This is a genomic window from Nonomuraea sp. NPDC050022, assembly GCF_044460705.1.
GTDB lineage: Bacteria > Actinomycetota > Actinomycetes > Streptosporangiales > Streptosporangiaceae > Nonomuraea.
The window spans coordinates 1,337,963-1,356,592 of the sequence record NZ_JBITKE010000001.1 but is presented as its reverse complement, the minus strand read 5'-3'; the positions used below and the strand labels follow the sequence as shown (position 1 = coordinate 1,356,592).

Below are 18,630 nucleotides of genomic sequence, written 5' to 3'. Positions count from 1 at the left end.
CTCACATGCCTCACATGCTTCACCTGCGTACCAAGACGATCGCCGGGCCGCTGGTGGCGGCCCTGTTGCTGACGGCCTGTTCCAGCGGGGCGCCGTCGCCCGCCGCCGCGGCGAAGGGCACGGTGCGCATCGACGTGCACGGCTGGGTGGGCTACGAGGCCCAGGCCGCCGTACTGGCCTACCTGCTCGAACACGAGCTGGGATACAAGGTCCAGAAGCGCAAGATGAAAGAGGAGGACTCCTGGAAGGGCTTCGAGACCGGCCAGGTCGACGTGATCGTCGAGAATTGGGGGCACAGCGATCTTAAGAAGGAGTACATCGAGGACAAGAAGGTCGCGCTCTCCGCTGGTCTCACCGGAAACAAAGGTGTGATCGGATGGTACGTCCCCGAGTGGATGGTCAAGAAATATCCGGACATCACGAACTGGCGGAGCTTGAACAAGTATTCGAGCCTATTTCGGACCGCTAAATCCGGAAATTTCGGTCAGGTGCTCGACGGCGATCAGTCGTTCGTCACCAATGACGAGGCGCTCGTGAAGAACCTCGGCCTCGATTACCGGGTCGTCTACTCCGGCAGCGAGGACGCTCTGATCAAGGCGGCACAGGTGGCGACCAAGAATCGTACGCCGGTGCTGATGTATTTCTACGAACCCCAGTGGCTGTTCACCAAGGTCAAACTCGTCAAGATCAACCTGCCCGCCTACTCCATAGGCTGCGACGCCGCCGCCACCAAGGTCGCCTGCGACTATCCGCCGTACCTGCTCGACAAGATCGTGAGCAAGAAGTTCGCCGAGACCGGCGGCCCGGCGTACGAGCTGGTCCGCAACTTCACCTGGAGCAACGACAACCAGAACGCGGTCGCCAGTGACATGATCAACGGCAAGATGAGCGCCGACGAGGCCGCCAAGAAGTGGGTCGACGAGAACAAGATCGTGTGGAAGGACTGGATCCCCCGTTGAGGTTCGACTACGTCATCGTGGGCAGCGGGTCGGCGGGGTGCGCTCTGGCCAACCGGCTCAGCGCCGATCCCTCTGCGTCGGTGCTGGTGCTGGAGAAAACACCCAGGGAACCATGGTGGCTACCGCGCTACCGGTCCAGGCGCTGGTAGAGGCGGACCGACAGGACGAAGAAGACGGCGGTGATCGCCAGCGGCCAGACGATCGCCATCGTCACCGCGTGCTGGGCGATCCACGACTCGCCGCCCCAGCCGGGATTGCCGAACAGTTCCCTGGCCGCCGCGACGGTCGACGACAGCGGGTTCCACTCGGAGACGGCGCCCAGCCAGCCCGGCATGGTGGCCGGGGCGACGAAGGCGTTCGAGAGGAACCCGATCGGAAACTCCAACGTCTGGATGACCGTCACCGCCCCCGGGTCCTTGGTCACCAGACCGAGGTACATCCCCACCCACAGCAGGGCGAAGCGCAGCAGCAGGAGCAGTCCCACGGCCCCGAGCGCCCCGCCGAGACTCGCCGGGCGCCACCCCACCGCGAAGCCGCAGGCCAGCAGGCCCGCCAGGACCAGCACCGAGTTGAGCAGGTCGGCGAGGGCCCGGCCGATGAGGACGGCCGAGGGGGCCATCGGCATGGACCGGAACCGGTCGGTCACGCCACGGGAGAGGTCCGTGGTGATCGCGACCATGGTGGCACCGAGTCCGAACAGCATGGTCATGCCGTACATGCCGGGCATGAGGAAGGCGAAGTAGTCGGCTCCCTCGGGCACGTCCACCGCGCCGCCGAACAGATAGCCGAACGCGAGGGTGATCACCACGGGAAACGCGACCCCGAACACGATCGTCATGGGCTGGGCGATCCAGTGGATCAGGTCACGCCGCGCGACCGCCCACCCGTCGGCCAGCGCCCAGCGCAGCCGGGTGAGCGGCCCGTCCACAGCGGTCGCGGTCAGGTCGGAAGCTACTGCGGTCATGTCGGAGCTCCTAAGGTCGGTTGAGGTCCGAGGAGTTCACTCGGCGATGCGGTCCGTGGGGTCTCACGCGGCCGTGAGGTCCGTGGGGTCTCACGCGGCCGTGAGGTCCGTGGGGTCAGGCGGCGGTGAGTCCGTCGGGTTTCAGGCGGCGGTGAGGCTCAGGAAGACCTCGTCGAGTGTCGGCCTGCGCAGCGCGACGTCCTCGGCCTCGATGCCCGCGGCCGAGAACGCCGTCAGGACCGCCGTGAGCGCCTGAACCCGCTCGCTCACCGGTGCGCTCACGTGACGGGTGTCCTCGTCGATCTCGGCGGGCCCGGCGGCCACCCGGCCGACGATCCCGGCGGCCTCGGCCAGCCGCGCCGCGTCCCTGACGACCACGTCGAGCCGGTCGCCGCCGAGCTCGGACTTGAGCTCGCCCGGCGTGCCCTCGGCGACGACCCTTCCGGTGTCGATGACCGAGACGCGGTCCGCGAGCTGGTCGGCCTCCTCCAGGTATTGGGTGGTGAGCAGCACCGTGGTGCCGGTGGCGACGAGGGCGCGCACCGCCTTCCACACCTCGCCGCGGCTGCGCGGGTCGAGCCCCGTGGTGGGCTCGTCGAGGAAGAGCACGGGCGGGGAGAGGATCATACCGGCCGCCAGATCGAGCCGGCGCCGCATACCGCCCGAGTATTCCTTGACGGGACCCGGATGCTCCAGGCCGAACGCGTCCAGCAGTTCGGTGGCCCGCCTCCTGGCCGCGCCGGCGTCCAGGTGGTAGAGGCGGCCGAACAGCTCCAGGTTCTGTCTGCCGGTCAGCACCTCGTCCACCGCCGCGTGCTGGCCGACGAGGCCGATGCTCTGCCGTACCAGCCGGGGGCGGGCCGCCACGTCGAACCCGGCCACCTCCGCGCGGCCGCCGTCCGGGCGCAGGAGCGTGGTGAGGATCCTGACGGCCGTGGTCTTGCCCGCGCCGTTCGGGCCGAGCAGCCCGCAGACCGTGCCCTCGGCCACCTCCAGATCGAAGCCGTCAAGGGCCGTCTTCTTGCCGTACGCCTTGCGCAGGCCCTGTGCGAGCACCGCCGCCATAACGCCTCCTTGAATTCCGTACGCCGTACCGTACAACATACGATTCAATCCCGGCAACCGTACGGTGTACCGTACGAAGGTGACCATCGAGTACTCCGGCAAGGGCGACCCGGCACGCAGCCTGGCCCTGCTCTGGCGCACCAGCGAGCGGACCAGCCGCAAGGGCAAGCCCGACCTGAGCGTCGACCGGATCGTCCGCGCCGCCATCGAAGTGGCCGACGCCGAGGGCCTCCAGGCGCTGTCGATGCGCCGCGTCGCCGAGCGGCTGGGCGTCGGCACGATGTCGCTGTACACGTACGTGCCGGGCAAACCGGAACTGCTCGACGTCATGCTCGACACCGTGTACGGCGAGACGGGGTACGGCCAGACTGGGTACGGCCAGACGGCCGGGCCGGAGGAATCGCCCGGCGACTGGCGGGCCAGGCTGACGCTCATCGCTAAGGAGAACTGGGCGCTCTACCAGCGCCACCCCTGGCTCTTGCAGGTGGCGACGAACCGCCCGGTGCTGGGACCGAACACCACGGCCAAATACGACTACGAGCTGCGCGCCGTCGACGGCATCGGGCTGACGGACGTGGAGATGGACTCGGTGATCACCCTGGTGACCGGGTTCGTGCACGGCACGGCCCGAGGAGCGGTGGAGGCCGCGCAGGCGGAGAGCCAGACCGGGCTGACGGACGAGCAGTGGTGGGCGGCGCACGCCCCGTTCCTCAGCCGAATCACTGACGCGTCGCGCTGGCCCACGGCCTCCCGCGTCGGACAGGCCGCGGCGGAGGCCCTGGGCGGCGCCTACAGCGCGGAACACGCCTTCGAGTTCGGCCTCGAACGCGTCCTGGACGGCATCGACGCCCTGATCACCCGCCGGGCCGAATCGACCTGACGAGGTCAAGCCACCGCCTCAACCGGCACCCCGGCGCCGGTCTCCCAGACTCGCCGTCCGCATACCGGGGCGCAGGCGGAGGCGCCGCGCAATGCGGGGGATGCGGATCGGGATCGAACACCCAACTCACCGGCATCACCTGCCACCTCCGCGTACGGCTCCGCTTATCACGCACTCCCCGGCACAGACAGGCGTCTCCGGACCCGTGGACACCTCTGCCCAAGTCGCGCGCCGCCCCCCGCCCAGCACACGCACGCCCCACGTGGCCGAGTACTGATCGACCAGCAACAGCCCCCGTCCCGTGCAGCCATCGTCGTCGACCACGCGCGGCCGAGGAACAGCGCCCGCCCCGTCATCGGTGACATCGACCCGAGCCGTGGCGACTCCAACGGCGATGACCTCGATGGCGACCATGCCGCCACACAGCCCAGAAGCGGTGTGCAGCACAGCGTTGGCCACCAGCTCACTCACCACCAGCCGAACGTCGTCCACGTCCAGATGCCCGGCCGCCGTCAGCATCCCGCCGACGCAATGGCGAGCCACCGCCACCGAATGCGCTACCCCGGGCAACACGACCTCGCCCAAAAACCGCTCGTTCATTGCACCACCTCTCTCACCCGCGCGGCCTCATCCATGCCGTACGCGACAGGGGCCGTCACGACTACGCACTCCCACTGTCATCAATCAGCTACGGTGCGTAGCAGTGGTTTACGTTTTGGAAGTTACCTCAGCACAGCTTCCGTTGGTAGCTTCCAATGGAAGTTTCCTTTGGTAGTTTCCAAAAAGGAGCGTGGATGGCAGTAGAGACAAGCCCTACGGTGCGCAGACGCCGGCTTGCGTCTGAGCTACGACGGCTGCGGACTGAGCGCGACCTTGCCATGCAAACGGTGGCGGACCGGATGGAGATGACAGCCGCGTCACTCAGCCGCATCGAAACAGGACGCCGAGGGATCAAACCGCGCGACCTTCGAGCTCTTCTTGGCCTCTATGAGGTCCCTGAGGCGGACCAGGAAGCGCTCCTCGATCTTGCCCGGGAGGCCCGGCAAAAAGGGTGGTGGCAGCAGTACGGCAATGTCCTGAGCACCGAGTACGCGACGCTGATCGGATTGGAGGCTGAGGCGAGCACCATCCGCAACTACGAGCAGGCCCTCGTTCCCGGTCTGTTGCAGACGGAGGCCTACACGCGGGCGGTCACGACCGTCTTCCGTCCTGCCGACTCCCCCGAGGAGATAGACCGACTCGTTTCAGTCCGGCTCAAGCGTCAAGAACGACTGGATGACAGCGCGTTCGAGCTGTCCGTGATCCTGGGTGAAGCCGTGCTCCGGCAGAGCATCGGAACGCCGGCGATCATGGCTGAACAGTTGAGCCGCCTGGCTGAGGCCAGCCGAAAACCCAACGTCATGGTGCAGGTCCTTCCCTTTCGAGCAGGAGCGCACCCAGCGCTGACCGGCTCGTTCAGCCTCGTAGGCTTCCCTGCTTCCAGCGACATGGACGTCGTCTACCTGGAGAACATGACCAGCGCCGTCTACCTGGAAGAAGCTCCTGGAGTGCGGAGCTATGGGTCAGTGTTCGACTACCTGCGAGCTGCGGCCCTGAGCCCGAACGACTCAGCGACTATGCTGATGGAAGCATCGGAAGCTCTCACATGAAACGGTTACGAAGGGGGAGCGGGATGCGTGATGCGGACGGATGGCTGAAGAGTTCGTACAGCGGCGGCAACGGCAACTGCGTGGAAGTGCGTAAGCATCGCTCGATGATCGCGGTGCGCGACTCCAAAGATCCGGACGGCCCCCAACTGCACTTCACCCTTTCCGAGTGGGAGGCCTTCCGGCGTGGCCTCGCAGATGGCGAGTTCGACTCGCTTGGCTGACAGTCCCCGCTTCGCCGGTTCCGCTAGTGGTCGGCCGCTTCCTTGACGGTGGGTGCGGGGCGGCGATCAGGCAGGCCCGCGGTGGCGAGCGCGCTGCCGAGTTGCCGCTCCGTAGGCGGCACGGTCCAGGTCAGGCCGGGGCCGCCGTTGGCGATCGCGCTGGTCAGCACGCTGCGGAGCACCACCTCGTCGGGTGCCCCCGGCTGCCGGGCCCGCGACTCCTCGTACTGGTCACGGATTCGGGCCAGGTCGAGCAGCAGCGTGGTGCCAGGCCGCCCGTCGTCACCCGGTGCGGCGACGCCCTGCGCATCCAGGCCATCCCCACCCGGCACGGCGACCCCCAGCACGCCCAAGGCACCCCCACCAGGTACGGCAACCTCGGAGTGGACGATCGCGCGCACCCTGGCGGCGAAGCCGTCGCCATCCGTCCAGCCTGGGCGCACGTGCAGCACCCCTGGCTCCTCGGTGGCCAGGAAGCCGGCCAGCAGCGCGCCGACCGTGGTCTGCGGGTCGTGCATGGCCTCCTGCCCCCGGGCGGCGAAGCGGCCGGCGAGCAGGTCGAGTGAGATGAGCCGCGGCGGCTCGAACACCGTCAGGACGCCGCACTCCCCGCCGATGTCCACCGTGTTCCCCGCGTCGGCGTAGGCCCTCAGACCCTCCAGCAGCGCGGTCGCGGCTTCTTCGTCCAGCCGCGCCTCCCACCCCGCCCTGTGCCCCGCCTCGGGCACGCCGGATGATCCCGGTACAAAGACACGGCGGGCCCACCAGACGGCCACGCCGAGCACCACCGCGGCGGCGGCGAGCGCGATCCACATGATGCCCGCTAGGAGACGGGCGCCGCACGCAGGCGAACGACGTGCTCGACGAGGGAGATCAGCGTCCCCTTCACCGACTCGCGGTGCCGCGCGTCCGTACGCACGATCGGCACGTTCGACGACAGCGCCAGCGCCTCGCGCACCTCTTCCTCCGAGTGCGGGAACTGGCCCTCCCAGCCGTTTACGCCGACCACGAACGGCAGTTTGGCCTCTTCGAAGTAGTCGATCGCCGGGAAGCTGTCGGCCAGGCGCCGCGTGTCGAGCAGCACCACGGCGCCGATCGCGCCGCGCACGAGGTCGTCCCACATGAACCAGAACCGGTGCTGTCCGGGCGTGCCGAACAGGTAGAGGATCAGGTCACGGTCCAACGACACGCGCCCGAAGTCCATGGCGACGGTCGTCGTCTGCTTGTTGGGCGTCATGCCGAGGTCGTCGATGCCCGCGGACGCGTCGGTCATCACCGCTTCCGTGGTGAGCGGCAGGATCTCGGACACCGCCCCCACGAACGTCGTCTTGCCGACGCCGAACCCGCCCGCGACGACGATCTTCGTCGACGTCAGGCCGGGGCTAGAGCCTGCGTAGTCCACTGAGCACCCTTTCGAGCATATTGAGGTCTGGCTGTCCCTCGCTGAGACGTGGCTGGTGCAGGCGGACAAGTCCTTCGTCGGACATGTCCGCCACGAGCACTCGAGCCACGCCCAGCGGGACGCGGAGCAGGGCCGAGATCTCGGCGACCGACCGGAACGAGCGGCAGAGCTGCATGATGGCCTCCTGCTCGGGAGTGAGCATGGACATCTCGTCATCCGGTATGGACATCGACGAGATCAGCGTCTCCATCGCCAGGTGGTAGCGCGGCTCTGACCGGCCGCCGGTCACCGCGTACGGACGGAACAGGGGCTCATCGTCCCCGGTTCCGTCAATGCCGTACACGGCCCTCCCCCATCAGTTCCATTGCATCACCGCGTCCTGGCCGCCTGAAGCTCCGCGCGCAGGGCCGGCGTCAGCGCCTGGCCCGCCCTGTCGACGAGCAGCGTCATCTGGTACGCCACCAGTCCCATGTCGCAATCGATCCCCGCCAACACGGTGAGGACCGAGCCGTCGCTGATCGCCATCACGACGAGCAGCCCGCGCTGCATCTCGACGACGGTCTGCGACACGGAGCCGCCCTCGAACACCCGGGACGCGCCCACGGTCAGGCTCAGCAGGCCCGCGGACACCGCAGCGAGCTGGTCGGCGCGGTCCGGCGGGAAGCCCTCGGAGCTGGCCAGGCAGAGGCCGTCGGCCGAGACGACGACGGCATGCGCGACTCCGGGCGTGTTCCGCACGAAGTCGGTGATCAGCCAGTCGAACCTGTGGGCCTCATGGCTAAGGGTGGTCACTCGCCCTCCCCGGCAGGACGCTCCATCACTGTTGTTCCTCCTGTCCACGTACTTCCGCACGACCCCGGCGTACTCCCTGCTGGAAGCTCGCCAACCTGCTGCGCGACCGCTCGGCGGAGACTGGTGGCATCGGGACCTGCCGCTGCGACTGCTGCGGTTGGCCGGCCGTACCAGGAACCAGGTTCGCCTTCGGAGTGCGCTTGGGTAGCCCCGAGGACGTGGTGCCCCCAAGGCTGGGATCGCTCGCGGCGGCCGCCGCCTGCCAACCGGCGTCAGCGGGGTTTCGCCACGAATCCTCCACAGAGAGTATGGCTTGTGTGGGGGTCGACTCATCCCGGCTCGGTGAATCCGGTGCCCGCTCTTCCGTCGGCCGGCGGAACCAGGCGGATTCCACGGCGGCGAAGATCGGCAGGAACTCCTCCTGACCGGGCTCCATGGGCGAGACGTCCACCGATGGCGGGACGTCCTGCCTACGCGGCTCACCGGTGCTGTAGGGCGTCTGGAACGCGCCATCAGAGCCGGGACCGGGATAGGAGGGGAAGGCACCAGTACGTTCCTGACTGGGGTACGACGGGGGCTGAGCCGGATACTGCGGCCCGGACGCCGGCGGCTGCACCGGATACGCGCGGCCCGGCGAGCGCCCCCCCTGGTCCGGAGTGGGATACGACGGCGGCTGGCTCGGGCTGGGGTACGACGGCGACTGGCTCGGGTACGACGGGTAGCCGCCCGTGTCGAAGGAGGGCCGGTGCGCCCCGCCGTCCGTGTCGGCCGTGAAGGGGGGACGCGATGCCCCGGAGCCGGTGTCGAAGGAGTCGAAGCTGGCGAACGACCGGAACGTGCCGTTGGGCGCGGGCACCCCGTTGGACGGCGTGGCCGCAGGCGCGCCGTTCGCGGGCATGCCGTTCGCGGGCGTGGCGGCGCCGAACGCGGGCCGCTGGGGCAGCGACGGCCGGGAGCCGTCGGGGATCAGCGACGGCGGCAGCAGCACCATGGCGATCAGCCCGGTGCCTTCGCCCTTGCGCAGCTGGACCCGGATGCCGTGGCGCAGCGCCAGCCGGCCGACCACGAACAGGCCCATGCGCCGCGACACCGACACGTCCACGACCGGCGGCTCGGCCAGGCGGCGGTTGGCCTCGGCGAGCTCGTCGTCGGTCATGCTGATGCCGACGTCGTTCACCGACAGCAGCGCGCCGCCGCCTTCGATGAGGCTGCTCGACACCACGACGTTGGAGTTGTTCGGGGAGAACTGGATGGCGTTCTCGACCAGCTCGGCCACCAGGTGGACGAGGTCGTTGGCCGCGCTGCCGAGCACCGAGGTGGCTCGGTGCACCTTGACCTGGACGCGCTCGTAGCCCTCGACCTCCGACAGCGCCGCGCGGACCACGTCGACCAGCTTGGCCGGCTGGCTGCGTCGGCGGGTGGCCTCGTGCCCGGCCAGGACCAGGAGGTTCTCCGAGTTGCGCCGCATGCGGGTGGCCAGGTGGTCGAGCTTGAACAGGTCGGCCAGGCGGGCGCCGTCCTGCTCGCCCTTCTCCAGGCCGTCGATCAGTGAGATCTGCCGCTCGACCAGCGTCTGGGTGCGGCGCGAGAGGTTGACGAACATCGAGCTGATGTTGCTGCGGAGGTCGGCCTCCTCGCCCGCCAGCCGTACGGCCTGGCGGTGCACCTGGTCGAAGGCTCTGGCCACGTCGCCGATCTCGTCGTCGCCCTCGATCTCGATCGGGCGGACGTCGGCGGGGGCGTCACCGGTGACGCGGAGCTTGCGCACCACGTCGGGCAGCCGGAACCCGGCGATCTCCAGGGCCTCGGTGCGCAGGCGGCGCAGCGGCGTGACCATCGAGCGGGCGATCGCGACGGTGAACAGCAGGACGAGCAGCAGCAGCGCGACGATGAGCACACCGGCGATGATCGCGTTGCGGGTCTCAGAGTCGCGTAGCTCCTGGCTGCGCAGCGCCACCTTCTGGCTCAGGTCGCCCTCGATCGAGTGCAGGATGTCGATGGAGGTGGCGTTGTCGTCGAACCACTGGTCCGGCGCCGGCTTCTTGCGGTCGGTCTGGGCGAGCAGGTCGTCCCTGATCCTGACGCCGGGCGCCTTTCCTGCGGCGAGCGTGATGGCGCGGGCCTTGGTCAGCTCGGTGTTGTAGTACTCGGGCGCCGTCAGCGCCTTCGACAGCGCGAGGCCGACGACCGGTCCGGCCTCCTGGCCGACGGAGGCGATCTCCGCGCGCTGCCTGGCGTTGGAGGCGATGAACCGCTCGACCTCCTTGGCGTCCACGCTCGCGGAGTTGTAGTAGCCCTTGAGCAACTGGACGCGCTGCTTGGACACCTCCTCCTTCGCGCGCGCCAGCGCGCTCAGCGCGCGGAACTGGCCGATGATCTGCGAGTCGTCGCTGAGCAGGCTCAGCTCGTCGTGCAGCTTGAGCAGCGTGTCGAGCAGCGAGTCGTAGCGGGTGGTGTCCTTCTGGCCCTCGCTGCGGGTCCTGTTCAGGACGTTGAAGTCGTAGCGGGCCCGCTTGACCGCGTTGAGCACGCGGTCGCCGTAGGACTCGTCCATGACCGCCATGTCGGCCTGCACGGTCTTGACCAGCGCGTCGACCTTCGCCTTGCGCTCTTTGTACGGCTCGGTGAGCTTCTTGCGCACCCTGCTGGAGGCGGCCAGCCAGCCGCCGGTGTCACGCTCCAGCCCGAGCGCCTGTACCAGGTCACGGATGTGACCTGCCTGCTCCGCGGCGAGCGCCGTGCGGTCGTAGTCGCCGATGCTCTGAACCGAGCCCACCACGCGCGCTCCCCCGAGCACGACTCCCGCCATGGTGGGAACCAGGACCAGCGCGGTAAGGCGCCATCGCACGCGCCAGTTACGCAGCCCCAGCCGGGGCAGCAGCCGCTTTCCGCGGGCCTGCCTGGCGGTTTGGCCGCCTTCGGAGTTCCCCGTAGTCACTACTTCCGCTACCCCTCAATCATCCCGTTCCGTCGGCGGGTTGAGCCCGTCCACTAGGTAAAGCACCCGACTTTCCCGGCAAAACGGGCACGTCGCTGCAAAACATACCCGTAACTCGTGTGTGCTGTTGGTTATCGAAGTGCCGCAAGCACCTGATCGCGGACCAAGGTCCGCTGGGCGCCGTCGCTGAGGGGCCGTCCGGCACGATCGACCACGTAGAAGACGTCCACCGCCTCCGCGCCGAGAGTCTCCACGCGAGCGGCCCTCACGTCAAGACCACATTCGCCGAAAGCCCGTCCAATGCGCCACAGGAGTCCCGGTCTGTCATGGGCCCTGACTTCAACGACGGTAGCGGTCGCCGAGGCATCGTCTACCAAGGTGACACGGGGTGGAGCGACAGGAACACGAGGGGGTCTCATAGACCTCGTACGGCGAGCAAGACGCTGCTCGATGTCAAGGCGCCCAGCAAGGACCAGACGGAGATCGGCCTCCAGTGTGGCGGGGTCCGGCGGGGTGCCGTATTCGGGGATGACGGAGAACTCGATCACCGCGGTGGAGCCGGCGGCGGCGGACGAGGCGGAGCGGACGATCAAGCGATGCGCGGCCAGCACACCGGCGGCGCTCCACAGAAGCCCGGCCCGGTCGGGGGCGACGACAGTGACGGCTCCCCCATGGACGCGGATGGCGGCGCCGCCGTGCCGGGCCAGCGCGGCCTGCTCGGCCGACAGGCTGGGCGCCTTGGGCGGCGGCGCGCCGGACAGCACGGAGCGGACGCGACGCACGAGGTCGGCGACGAGCCCGGCCTTCCAGGCGTTCCAGGCGGCCGGGCCGGTGGCGTGCCCGTCGGAGACGGCCAGCGCGGCGAGCAGGTCCAGCACCTCGCGCGAGCCGACCGTGCCGGCGACCTTCTCGATCGTGACGGGGTCGTCGAGGTCCCTGCGGGTCGCGGTCTCGGGCAGCAGCAGATGGTGGCGTACGACGGTGGCCAGCGTCTCGACGTCGGCGGCGGGCAGGCCGATGCGGGTCCCGATGTCGCGGACCACGACCTCGCCGGTCACCGAGTGGTCACCGGGCCAGCCCTTGCCGATGTCGTGCAGCAGCGCCGAGATCAGCAGCAGGTCGGGGCGGGATACCTCGCGGGTGTGGCTGGCGGCGTTGGCGGCGGCCTCGATCAGGTGCCGGTCGACGGTGAAACGGTGGATCGGGTTGCGCTGCGGGCGGTGCCGTACGCGCTCCCAGTCAGGAAGCAGCCTGACCAGAATGCCCGCTTGGTCAAGCTCCTCCCAGACCGGAACGGCGGCGCGGCCCGCGCCCAGGATGGACACCAGCGCGTCACGGGCCTCCTCGGGCCACGGCACGGGCATGGGGGGCGACTGAGCGGCCAGTACGGACATGGTGGCGGGGGCGAGCGGCAGCCCCGAGTCGGCCGCCGCGGCGGCGGCGCGCAGCACCAGGACCGGGTCCTTGCGCGGGTCGACGCCACGCGCGAGGACCACTTCACCACCGTGCTCGACCACGCCGTCGGCCAGCGGTCGGCGGCCCCGTGGAGCCGGTCCCGACACCAGCCTGTCAACCGTGCGCCAGGTGGCGTCGAAGGCGTGGGAGATCGTCCGGCCCGCCTCGGCGAGCCTGCGCATCAGGGCTTCGGCGTCGAGCAGCCCGAGCAGCCCGGCGACGGCTTCCTGCTCCTGGAGCACCAGTCTGTCGGCGCCCCGCGCGGTGACAGTGTGCAGGGCGTGGCGTACGTCGAGGATGAACTCATAAGCCTCACGCGCCCGGGGACCGGGCGCGGAGGCGACCCAGGCCGCTGCCACGGCCTGCATGGCTTGGACGTCGCGAAGGCCGCCGCGGCCGTCCTTGAGGTCGGGTTCGAGAAGGAAGGCCAGCTCGCCGCTGACCTGTGCGCGCCGGTCCGCCGCCTCACGCAGCTCGCCGAGCCGGCGGCGGGAGTCGGCGCGCCATTCGGCGAGCACGGACTCCCTGGCCTTCTTCGTCAGCTCGGGATCGCCCGCTATGTGCCTGGCCTGGATGAGGCCCAGCACGGCCTTGAGATCGTCGCGGGCGACCGCCACGGCCTCGTCCACGGTTCGCACCGAGTGGTCGAGGCCGACGGCGGAGTCCCAGATCGGATACCACACGCGGTCGGCGATCCGCGCCACGTCGTCCCTGCCGTTGTGCAGGAGGACGAGGTCGAGGTCGCTGCCGGGGGCCAGCTCGCCGCGCCCCAGGCTCCCTACGGCGACCAGTGCGACGTGCTCGCCGTCACTCGCCGTACGGAAGAGGTCTTTGAGCCAGCGGTCAGTGTCCGCGGCCCGCTCCTTGCGGGCCGCGGCGTAGGTACGAGCCTCACCCCTCACAGGGCCTCTGGACCCCGCTCTCCGGTGCGGACCCGGATCACCGTGTCGACCGGGACGGACCACACCTTGCCGTCACCGATCTTGCCTGTCTGGGCCGCCTTGACGATGACGTCGATCACGTCCTCGGCGTCTTCCTCTTCGGTCAGCACCTCTAGGCGCACCTTGGGGACCAGGTCCACCTGGTATTCGGCGCCGCGGTAGACCTCGGTGTGGCCGCGCTGGCGGCCGTAGCCGCTGGCCTCGCTGACCGTCATGCCCTTGACGCCGAACTGTTCGAGGGCGGCCTTCACGTCGTCCAGCTTGAACGGTTTGATGACGGCGGTGATGAGCCTCATGCTTCCACCTTCTTGGTTACCGGGGCCAGAGGGCCGTTCGGGGAGCTCACGCCCGAGGCGTGGACCGTGCCGAGGTCGTATCCCGTCTCGGCGTGGGTGGTGACGTCGATGCCGGTGACCTCGTCCTCGACCGGGATGCGGAAGCCCATCGTCTTGTCGATGATCTTACCGACGACCCAGGTCACGATGAAGGAGTAACCGCCGACCGCGATCGGGCCGAGCACCTGGAGACCGAGCTGGGTGAAGCCGCCGCCGTAGAAGAGGCCCTTGTTCTGCTGGTCCAGGAAGGGGTACACGGCCAAGAAGCCGAGCGAGACGGCGCCGATCACGCCGCCGACCAGGTGCACGCCGACCACGTCGAGCGAGTCGTCGAAGTTGAAGCGGTACTTCAGGCCGACCGCGTAGGCGCACACCGCACCGGCGATCAGGCCGAGCAGCATCGCGGCCCAGGGGTCGATGAACCCACAGGCGGGGGTGATGGCGACCAGACCGGCGACCGCGCCGGAGGCGACACCGAGGCTGGTGGCGTGGCCGTCACGCAGCTTCTCCACCACGATCCAGGCGCCGGCCGCGACGGCGGTGGCGATCTGGGTGTTCATGAACGCCAGGCCGGCCGTGCCGTCGACCGCCAGCTCGGAGCCCGCGTTGAAACCGAACCAGCCGAACCACAGGAGGCCCACACCGAGCAGCACCAGTGTCAGGTTGTGCGGCCGCATCGGCTCCTTGCGCCAGCCCTTGCGCTTGCCCAGCACCAGGGCCAGCGCCAGCGCCGCGGCACCGGCGTTGATGTGGACGACCGTGCCTCCGGCGAAGTCCTCGATGCCCAGGGCGTTCAGCCAGCCGGTGCCCCACACCCAGTGAGCGATGGGGAAGTAGACGATGCTCGCCCAGATGAAGCTGAACAGCACCCACGCGCCGAACTTGGCCCGGTCGGCGATGGCGCCGCTGATGAGGGCGACGGTGATGATGGCGAACGTCAGCTGGAAGGCCGAGAAGACCAGGCTGGGCATGCCGGTGCCGTCGGTCTTGGTAGCCGTCTCGACCAGGCTCTGCAGCCCGAGGGCGTCGAACCCACCGACGAAGTTGTTCAGCCACGACATGCTGTTGTCGGTGAACGCCAGCGAGTGCCCGTAGAGCACCCAGGCGATGGTGACGGTGATGATGCTGACGAACGACATCATCATCATGTTCAGGACACTCTTGGCCCTGGTCATGCCCCCGTAGAAAAACGCGAGCCCTGGTGTCATGAGCAGCACCAGCGCGGTGGCCGCTAGCATCCAGGCCGTCGTGCCGCTGTCGATCTTCACGACGCGACCCTCCTTACATGTGACGTGTGGCCACAGCGTGTTCGCCCGGCGTTTCGTGGCTCGACCGGGTGTGTTTCACATTCGTGAATCTCGTCCCACTGGTGTTTCGTCCATGTTTCGGACAGCGCGTGCCGAATATTCGGGCATAGACTTAGGCTTGCCTAACCTAATCGATCAAGGGATCCCCCAATGCGTCTGGCGTTCCTGCTGCCCCTTCTCGCGCTCGCCGCCTGCGGCACCTCCACCACTGCCCAGCAGGCGGGGCCGACCAGGACGGTCACCCACGCCATGGGCCAGACGAAGGTGCCGCTGGAGCCGAAGCGGGTCGTGGTGCTCGACACCGACAAGCTCGACACGATGGTCTCGCTGGGCCTGGCCCCCGTGGGCGCGGCCCAGGCCACCGAGAGCCAGGCGTGGCCGAAGTACCTCGGCTCGGCGCTGACGGCGACCAAGGCGGTCGGCACCCTCCAGCAGCCGAACATCGAGGCCATCATGGCGCTCAAGCCGGACCTCATCCTCGGCACCAAGTTCCGGCAGGCGGCCTTCTACGACAAGCTCAGCAAGATCGCCCCGACCGTGTTCACGGAGAAGGTCGGCGTCACCTGGAAGCAGAACTTCCTGCTCGACGCCGAAGCCCTGGGCAAGAAGGACCAGGCGACCGGGCTGCTGTCGGCCTACGAGACGCGGGCCAAGCAGGTCGGCGCCAAGTACGCCAAGCTGAAGGTGAGCATCGTCCGCTTCATGCCGACGGAGATCCGGATGTACGGCCCCGAGTCCTTCAGCGGCATCGTCGTCGGCGACGCCGGCATCCCCCGCCCGGAGACACAGATGCTGGCCACACAGCAGGACAAGCGCTTCGGCAAGCTGAGCCAGGAGAACATCGCCCAGGCCGACGCCGACGCCGTCTTCTACACCGCCTACGGCCAGGCCGCGGCCAAGAGCCAGGCGTCGGTGACCGGCGGCCCGCTCTGGAAGAACCTCGGGGCGGTCAAGTCGGGCAACGCCCACAACGTGGACGACGAGGTCTGGATGCTCGGCATCGGCGTCACGGCCGCCGGCGGGATCCTCGACGACCTGGACAAGTACCTGGCCCCGCTCGCCTGATCAGCTCGCTCGCCTGATCAGCCCCAGAACCGGCGCAGGTGCGGCACCAGCTCGCCGGCCCGCTCGTCGGGGAAGAACAGCCGCCCGCCCTCGATCTCCACGATCTCCTTGACGCCCGGGATCGTGTCGCGCAGCCAGCGGGCCCAGCTCACGTCGAAGAAGACGTCGCCGGTCCCCCAGACCACCAGTGTCGGCACGGCCAGCACGGTGAGCAGCGGCTCGATCGCGACCATGTCCTTGGCGTCGATCGAGGTCAGCAGCCGTTCGAAGGCGCGCGGGCCGTCGGGCTTGTCGAGGATCGGCCGCAGGTAGTGGTCGACCAGGTCCGCCGGATCGTCGATGCGCTCGTAGCCGTCGCCGAACGCCGTCTGGGCCAGCAGCTCCGGCTGGTCCAGCAGCGCGGCGGTCAGCGGCGCGAGCTCGCCCCGGGCGGCCAGGTCGACCGTGGGCTGGAACGACTCCGGCGGCGTGTTGGTGTGGACGTCGCAGTTGGTGAGCGTGAGTGAGCGCAGCCGCTCCGGGTGGCGTACGGCGAAGACCTGCGCCACCGCGCCGCCCGTGTCGTTGGCGACCAGGTCGACCTGGTCCAGCCCGAGCTCGGCGCAGAGCTCCTCCACCGCCTCGGCCATCGCGGGGATCGACAGGTCGTCGCGCGGCGCGCTGCCACCGTGCAGGGGCAGGTCGATCGCCACGCACCGGCGCTCGTCGCGCAGCTCGGCGATGACGTTGCGCCACAGGTACGAGCTGGTGGCGACGCCGTGCACGAACAGGGCGACCGGCCCGTCGCCGACGTCCACGTAGCTGATGTCGTTCATGGTCTTGTCTCCCCATGCCTGGATTACAAACCGACTGTCGGTCTATGAAATTACAGACCGACTGTCGGTTTGTCCATGGCCGGTCGGCGGAGGTCCGCTCCTACAGTGGTTCCATGAACCTCAAGGCGGAACGCGGCGCGGCCACCCGCGACCAGCTCCTCGCGATCGCCACGCGGCTGTTCTCCGAGCACGGCTACGAGGGCACCTCGATCGAGGCGGTCCTCCAGGAGTCGGGGCTGAGCCGAGGCGCCCTCTACCACCACTACGCGGGCAAGGACGCGCTGTTCGAGGCGGTGCTGGAGGCGACGGAGGCGGGGATCGGCGTCAAGATTGTCGAGGCGGTCGCGGGCATCACCGACCCCGCCGAGGCGCTGCGGGCCGGCGTTCTGGCCTGGATCAGGCTCGCGGGCGATCCGGTGATCCAGCGCATCGTGCTGATCGACGCGCCGTCGGTGCTGGGGTGGGAGCGGTGGCGGGCGATGGAGGAGCGCTACTCCTTCGGCATGCTGAAGGCCGCGCTACGCGCCACGGACGCCATCCCCGCTGACTTCCTGGACCTGCACGCCCACATGCTGCTGGCCGCGATCAACGAGAGCGTCCTGCTGGTCGCCAGAGGCGGCGCCCGCGAAACGGCTGAGGCGGCGGTAGAGGAGTTCCTCCGGCGTATCCTGCGCAGCCCCTGAGGAGGGCTCGGGCGACCAGGGGCTCGATCCACAAGCCGGGGTCAGGGGTTCGGCCCACGGACGGGGCCAAGAATGCGCACGTCACGGCGCCCAGCCCGCTCCACCGGAGGAGCGTGCCCCTGGACAGACGGCAACCGAGCACGGTGGGTGGGGCCCACCGTGCCCTGCCGTAAAAGAAGCTGGTTGGTTACGCCGCCGCGGTGGCCATCTTGCGCAGCCGGGCCAGCGCGTCGCGCTCGATGCGGCGGGCACGGTCGCGACCGATGCCGTAGCGTTCGCCCACCTCGGTCAGGGTGTGCTCGCGACCGTCCACCAGCCCGTAGCGCCAGCGCAGCATGTCGCGGGTGTCGCCCTCAAGGTCGGTGAGCCACTGGTCGAGCCGCTCGCGCTCCAGGATGTCGATCGCCTGCTGCTCCGGATCGGCCCAGGTCTCGTCGGCGATCATGTCGCCCAGCTCGGTCTCGTCCTCGTCGCCCACACCGAGCTGCAGCGACACCGGGTCGGACGCCCAGCGGCGCAGCTCCCGGACCCGCTCGATCGGCAGCTCCAGGATCCCGGCGAGGTCCTCGTCGGTCGGCTCGACGTCGAACTCCGCCAGCATGTCCCGGCGCACCCGCATCAGCCTGGTCATCTGCTCACCCGCGTGGGTGGGCAGTCGCACCGGCCGCGCCTGCTCGTGGATGGCCCGGCCCACGGACTGCCTGATCCACCACGTGGCGTACGTCGAGAACTTGTAGCCCCGCTTGTAGTCGAACTTCTCCACCGCCCGGACCAGCCCCAGGTTCCCCTCCTGGACCAGGTCGATCAGCGGCATCCCGCGGCCCGAGTATTTGCGGGCCACCGCCACCACCAGGCGAAGGTTCGCCTGGATGAACTCGTCTTTCGCCCGCTGGCCGGAGACCGCGACGCGCTCCAGCTCCTCATCGGCCGCGTCACCGATGCGCGGCTCCGCACCCCCGCTGTCGAGCAGCTGCTCGGCGAAGAGGCCCGCCTCGATGCGCTTGGCGAGCTCCACCTCTTCCTCCGCCGTGAGCAGCGGGACCCGCCCGATCTCCGCCAGGTAGGTCCCCAGCAGATCGCGATCAGCGACGTGCTGCTCCTGCGTGCGACTCCCCGTAGGCCTTGCCATCCCCAGGCACCTCGTTCCGCAGCTACGTTC

Annotated in this window: 20 protein-coding genes; 7 read left to right on the top strand and 13 right to left on the bottom strand. The window is 69.0% G+C overall.

Annotation, left to right across the window (positions count from 1 at the left end; translation table 11 throughout):
* Window positions 1-5: 5 nt before the first annotated feature.
* A complete protein-coding gene (locus ACIBO2_RS05950; protein ID WP_358537503.1) occupies window positions 6-959 on the top strand; it encodes an ABC transporter substrate-binding protein in 954 nt (317 codons plus the stop codon).
* The gene (locus ACIBO2_RS05945) at window positions 911-1,108 is read left to right on the top strand and encodes an NAD(P)-binding protein (protein ID WP_397295590.1); all 198 of its coding nucleotides are present in this window, start codon (window positions 911-913) and stop codon (window positions 1,106-1,108) included. Before ACIBO2_RS05950 ends, ACIBO2_RS05945 begins: the two co-directional genes overlap by 49 nt.
* On the opposite strand, the gene ACIBO2_RS05940 is transcribed toward ACIBO2_RS05945, so the two are convergent.
* Together ACIBO2_RS05940 and ACIBO2_RS05935 are read right to left on the bottom strand one after the other, a co-directional pair.
* The gene (locus ACIBO2_RS05940; RefSeq protein ID WP_358537500.1) at window positions 1,087-1,923 is read right to left on the bottom strand and encodes an ABC transporter permease; all 837 of its coding nucleotides are present in this window, start codon (window positions 1,921-1,923) and stop codon (window positions 1,087-1,089) included. The two genes, ACIBO2_RS05945 and ACIBO2_RS05940, sit on opposite strands and share 22 nt — an antisense overlap.
* A gap of 141 nt (window positions 1,924-2,064) precedes the next feature.
* On the bottom strand, window positions 2,065-2,988 hold the full coding sequence (locus ACIBO2_RS05935; protein WP_397295588.1) for an ATP-binding cassette domain-containing protein: 924 nt from the start codon (window positions 2,986-2,988) through the stop codon (window positions 2,065-2,067).
* 79 nt (window positions 2,989-3,067) lie between these two features.
* On the opposite strand from ACIBO2_RS05935, the gene ACIBO2_RS05930 reads away from it, so the two are divergent.
* On the top strand, window positions 3,068-3,868 hold the full coding sequence (locus tag ACIBO2_RS05930) for a TetR/AcrR family transcriptional regulator (protein WP_358537494.1): 801 nt from the start codon (window positions 3,068-3,070) through the stop codon (window positions 3,866-3,868).
* 135 nt (window positions 3,869-4,003) lie between these two features.
* Here the strand turns inward: ACIBO2_RS05930 and ACIBO2_RS05925 are convergent, their stop codons facing one another.
* Window positions 4,004-4,468 carry an ATP-binding protein gene (locus ACIBO2_RS05925; RefSeq protein WP_397295585.1) on the bottom strand — a complete coding sequence of 155 codons (465 nt, stop codon included), beginning with the start codon at window positions 4,466-4,468 and terminating at the stop codon, window positions 4,004-4,006.
* Between the two features lie 155 nt (window positions 4,469-4,623).
* Here ACIBO2_RS05925 and ACIBO2_RS05920 point away from each other — a divergent pair, with 155 nt between their 5' ends.
* Window positions 4,624-5,517 (top strand): helix-turn-helix domain-containing protein, encoded by an 894-nt coding sequence (locus ACIBO2_RS05920; RefSeq protein ID WP_397295583.1) that lies wholly within the window; start codon window positions 4,624-4,626, stop codon window positions 5,515-5,517.
* A 23-nt stretch (window positions 5,518-5,540) separates the two neighbouring features.
* Window positions 5,541-5,738, top strand: a complete 198-nt coding sequence (locus ACIBO2_RS05915) for a DUF397 domain-containing protein (protein WP_358537485.1) — start codon at window positions 5,541-5,543, stop codon at window positions 5,736-5,738.
* A gap of 23 nt (window positions 5,739-5,761) precedes the next feature.
* Here ACIBO2_RS05915 and ACIBO2_RS05910 read toward each other — a convergent pair whose 3' ends face one another.
* The 8 genes from ACIBO2_RS05910 to ACIBO2_RS05875 all read right to left on the bottom strand — a co-directional run bounded on the left by ACIBO2_RS05910 (window position 5,762) and on the right by ACIBO2_RS05875 (window position 14,869).
* Entirely contained in the window at window positions 5,762-6,553 is a 792-nt protein-coding gene (locus tag ACIBO2_RS05910) for a hypothetical protein (protein ID WP_397295581.1), read from the bottom strand.
* Window positions 6,554-6,561: 8 nt separating this feature from the next.
* Window positions 6,562-7,140 (bottom strand): ATP/GTP-binding protein, encoded by a 579-nt coding sequence (locus ACIBO2_RS05905; RefSeq protein ID WP_358537479.1) that lies wholly within the window; start codon window positions 7,138-7,140, stop codon window positions 6,562-6,564.
* Window positions 7,121-7,483: a DUF742 domain-containing protein gene (locus ACIBO2_RS05900; protein ID WP_357942881.1), complete on the bottom strand. Its 363-nt coding sequence runs from the start codon at window positions 7,481-7,483 to the stop codon at window positions 7,121-7,123. Before ACIBO2_RS05900 ends, ACIBO2_RS05905 begins: the two co-directional genes overlap by 20 nt.
* A gap of 26 nt (window positions 7,484-7,509) precedes the next feature.
* Window positions 7,510-7,932 (bottom strand): roadblock/LC7 domain-containing protein, encoded by a 423-nt coding sequence (locus ACIBO2_RS05895; RefSeq protein ID WP_214641598.1) that lies wholly within the window; start codon window positions 7,930-7,932, stop codon window positions 7,510-7,512.
* 25 nt (window positions 7,933-7,957) lie between these two features.
* The gene (locus tag ACIBO2_RS05890) at window positions 7,958-10,870 is read right to left on the bottom strand and encodes a nitrate- and nitrite sensing domain-containing protein (protein WP_358537476.1); all 2,913 of its coding nucleotides are present in this window, start codon (window positions 10,868-10,870) and stop codon (window positions 7,958-7,960) included.
* A 131-nt stretch (window positions 10,871-11,001) separates the two neighbouring features.
* Window positions 11,002-13,227, bottom strand: coding sequence for a [protein-PII] uridylyltransferase (locus ACIBO2_RS05885; RefSeq protein WP_358537473.1), 2,226 nt, complete (start codon window positions 13,225-13,227; stop codon window positions 11,002-11,004).
* The gene (locus ACIBO2_RS05880; RefSeq protein ID WP_184756141.1) at window positions 13,224-13,562 is read right to left on the bottom strand and encodes a P-II family nitrogen regulator; all 339 of its coding nucleotides are present in this window, start codon (window positions 13,560-13,562) and stop codon (window positions 13,224-13,226) included. The genes ACIBO2_RS05885 and ACIBO2_RS05880 overlap by 4 nt, the downstream gene beginning before the upstream one ends.
* A complete protein-coding gene (locus tag ACIBO2_RS05875) occupies window positions 13,559-14,869 on the bottom strand; it encodes an ammonium transporter (protein WP_358537470.1) in 1,311 nt (436 codons plus the stop codon). The genes ACIBO2_RS05880 and ACIBO2_RS05875 overlap by 4 nt, the downstream gene beginning before the upstream one ends.
* 189 nt (window positions 14,870-15,058) lie before the next feature.
* Between ACIBO2_RS05875 and ACIBO2_RS05870 the strand changes: the two genes are divergently transcribed.
* The gene (locus ACIBO2_RS05870; RefSeq protein WP_358537467.1) at window positions 15,059-15,973 is read left to right on the top strand and encodes an iron-siderophore ABC transporter substrate-binding protein; all 915 of its coding nucleotides are present in this window, start codon (window positions 15,059-15,061) and stop codon (window positions 15,971-15,973) included.
* Window positions 15,974-15,990: 17 nt separating this feature from the next.
* On the opposite strand, the gene ACIBO2_RS05865 is transcribed toward ACIBO2_RS05870, so the two are convergent.
* The gene (locus tag ACIBO2_RS05865; RefSeq protein WP_358537464.1) at window positions 15,991-16,788 is read right to left on the bottom strand and encodes an alpha/beta hydrolase; all 798 of its coding nucleotides are present in this window, start codon (window positions 16,786-16,788) and stop codon (window positions 15,991-15,993) included.
* Window positions 16,789-16,901: 113 nt separating this feature from the next.
* Here ACIBO2_RS05865 and ACIBO2_RS05860 point away from each other — a divergent pair, with 113 nt between their 5' ends.
* Window positions 16,902-17,471: a TetR/AcrR family transcriptional regulator gene (locus ACIBO2_RS05860; RefSeq protein WP_358537461.1), complete on the top strand. Its 570-nt coding sequence runs from the start codon at window positions 16,902-16,904 to the stop codon at window positions 17,469-17,471.
* A gap of 187 nt (window positions 17,472-17,658) precedes the next feature.
* Here the strand turns inward: ACIBO2_RS05860 and ACIBO2_RS05855 are convergent, their stop codons facing one another.
* Entirely contained in the window at window positions 17,659-18,600 is a 942-nt protein-coding gene (locus tag ACIBO2_RS05855) for a sigma-70 family RNA polymerase sigma factor (protein ID WP_358537458.1), read from the bottom strand.
* Between the last annotated feature and the right edge of the window lie 30 nt (window positions 18,601-18,630).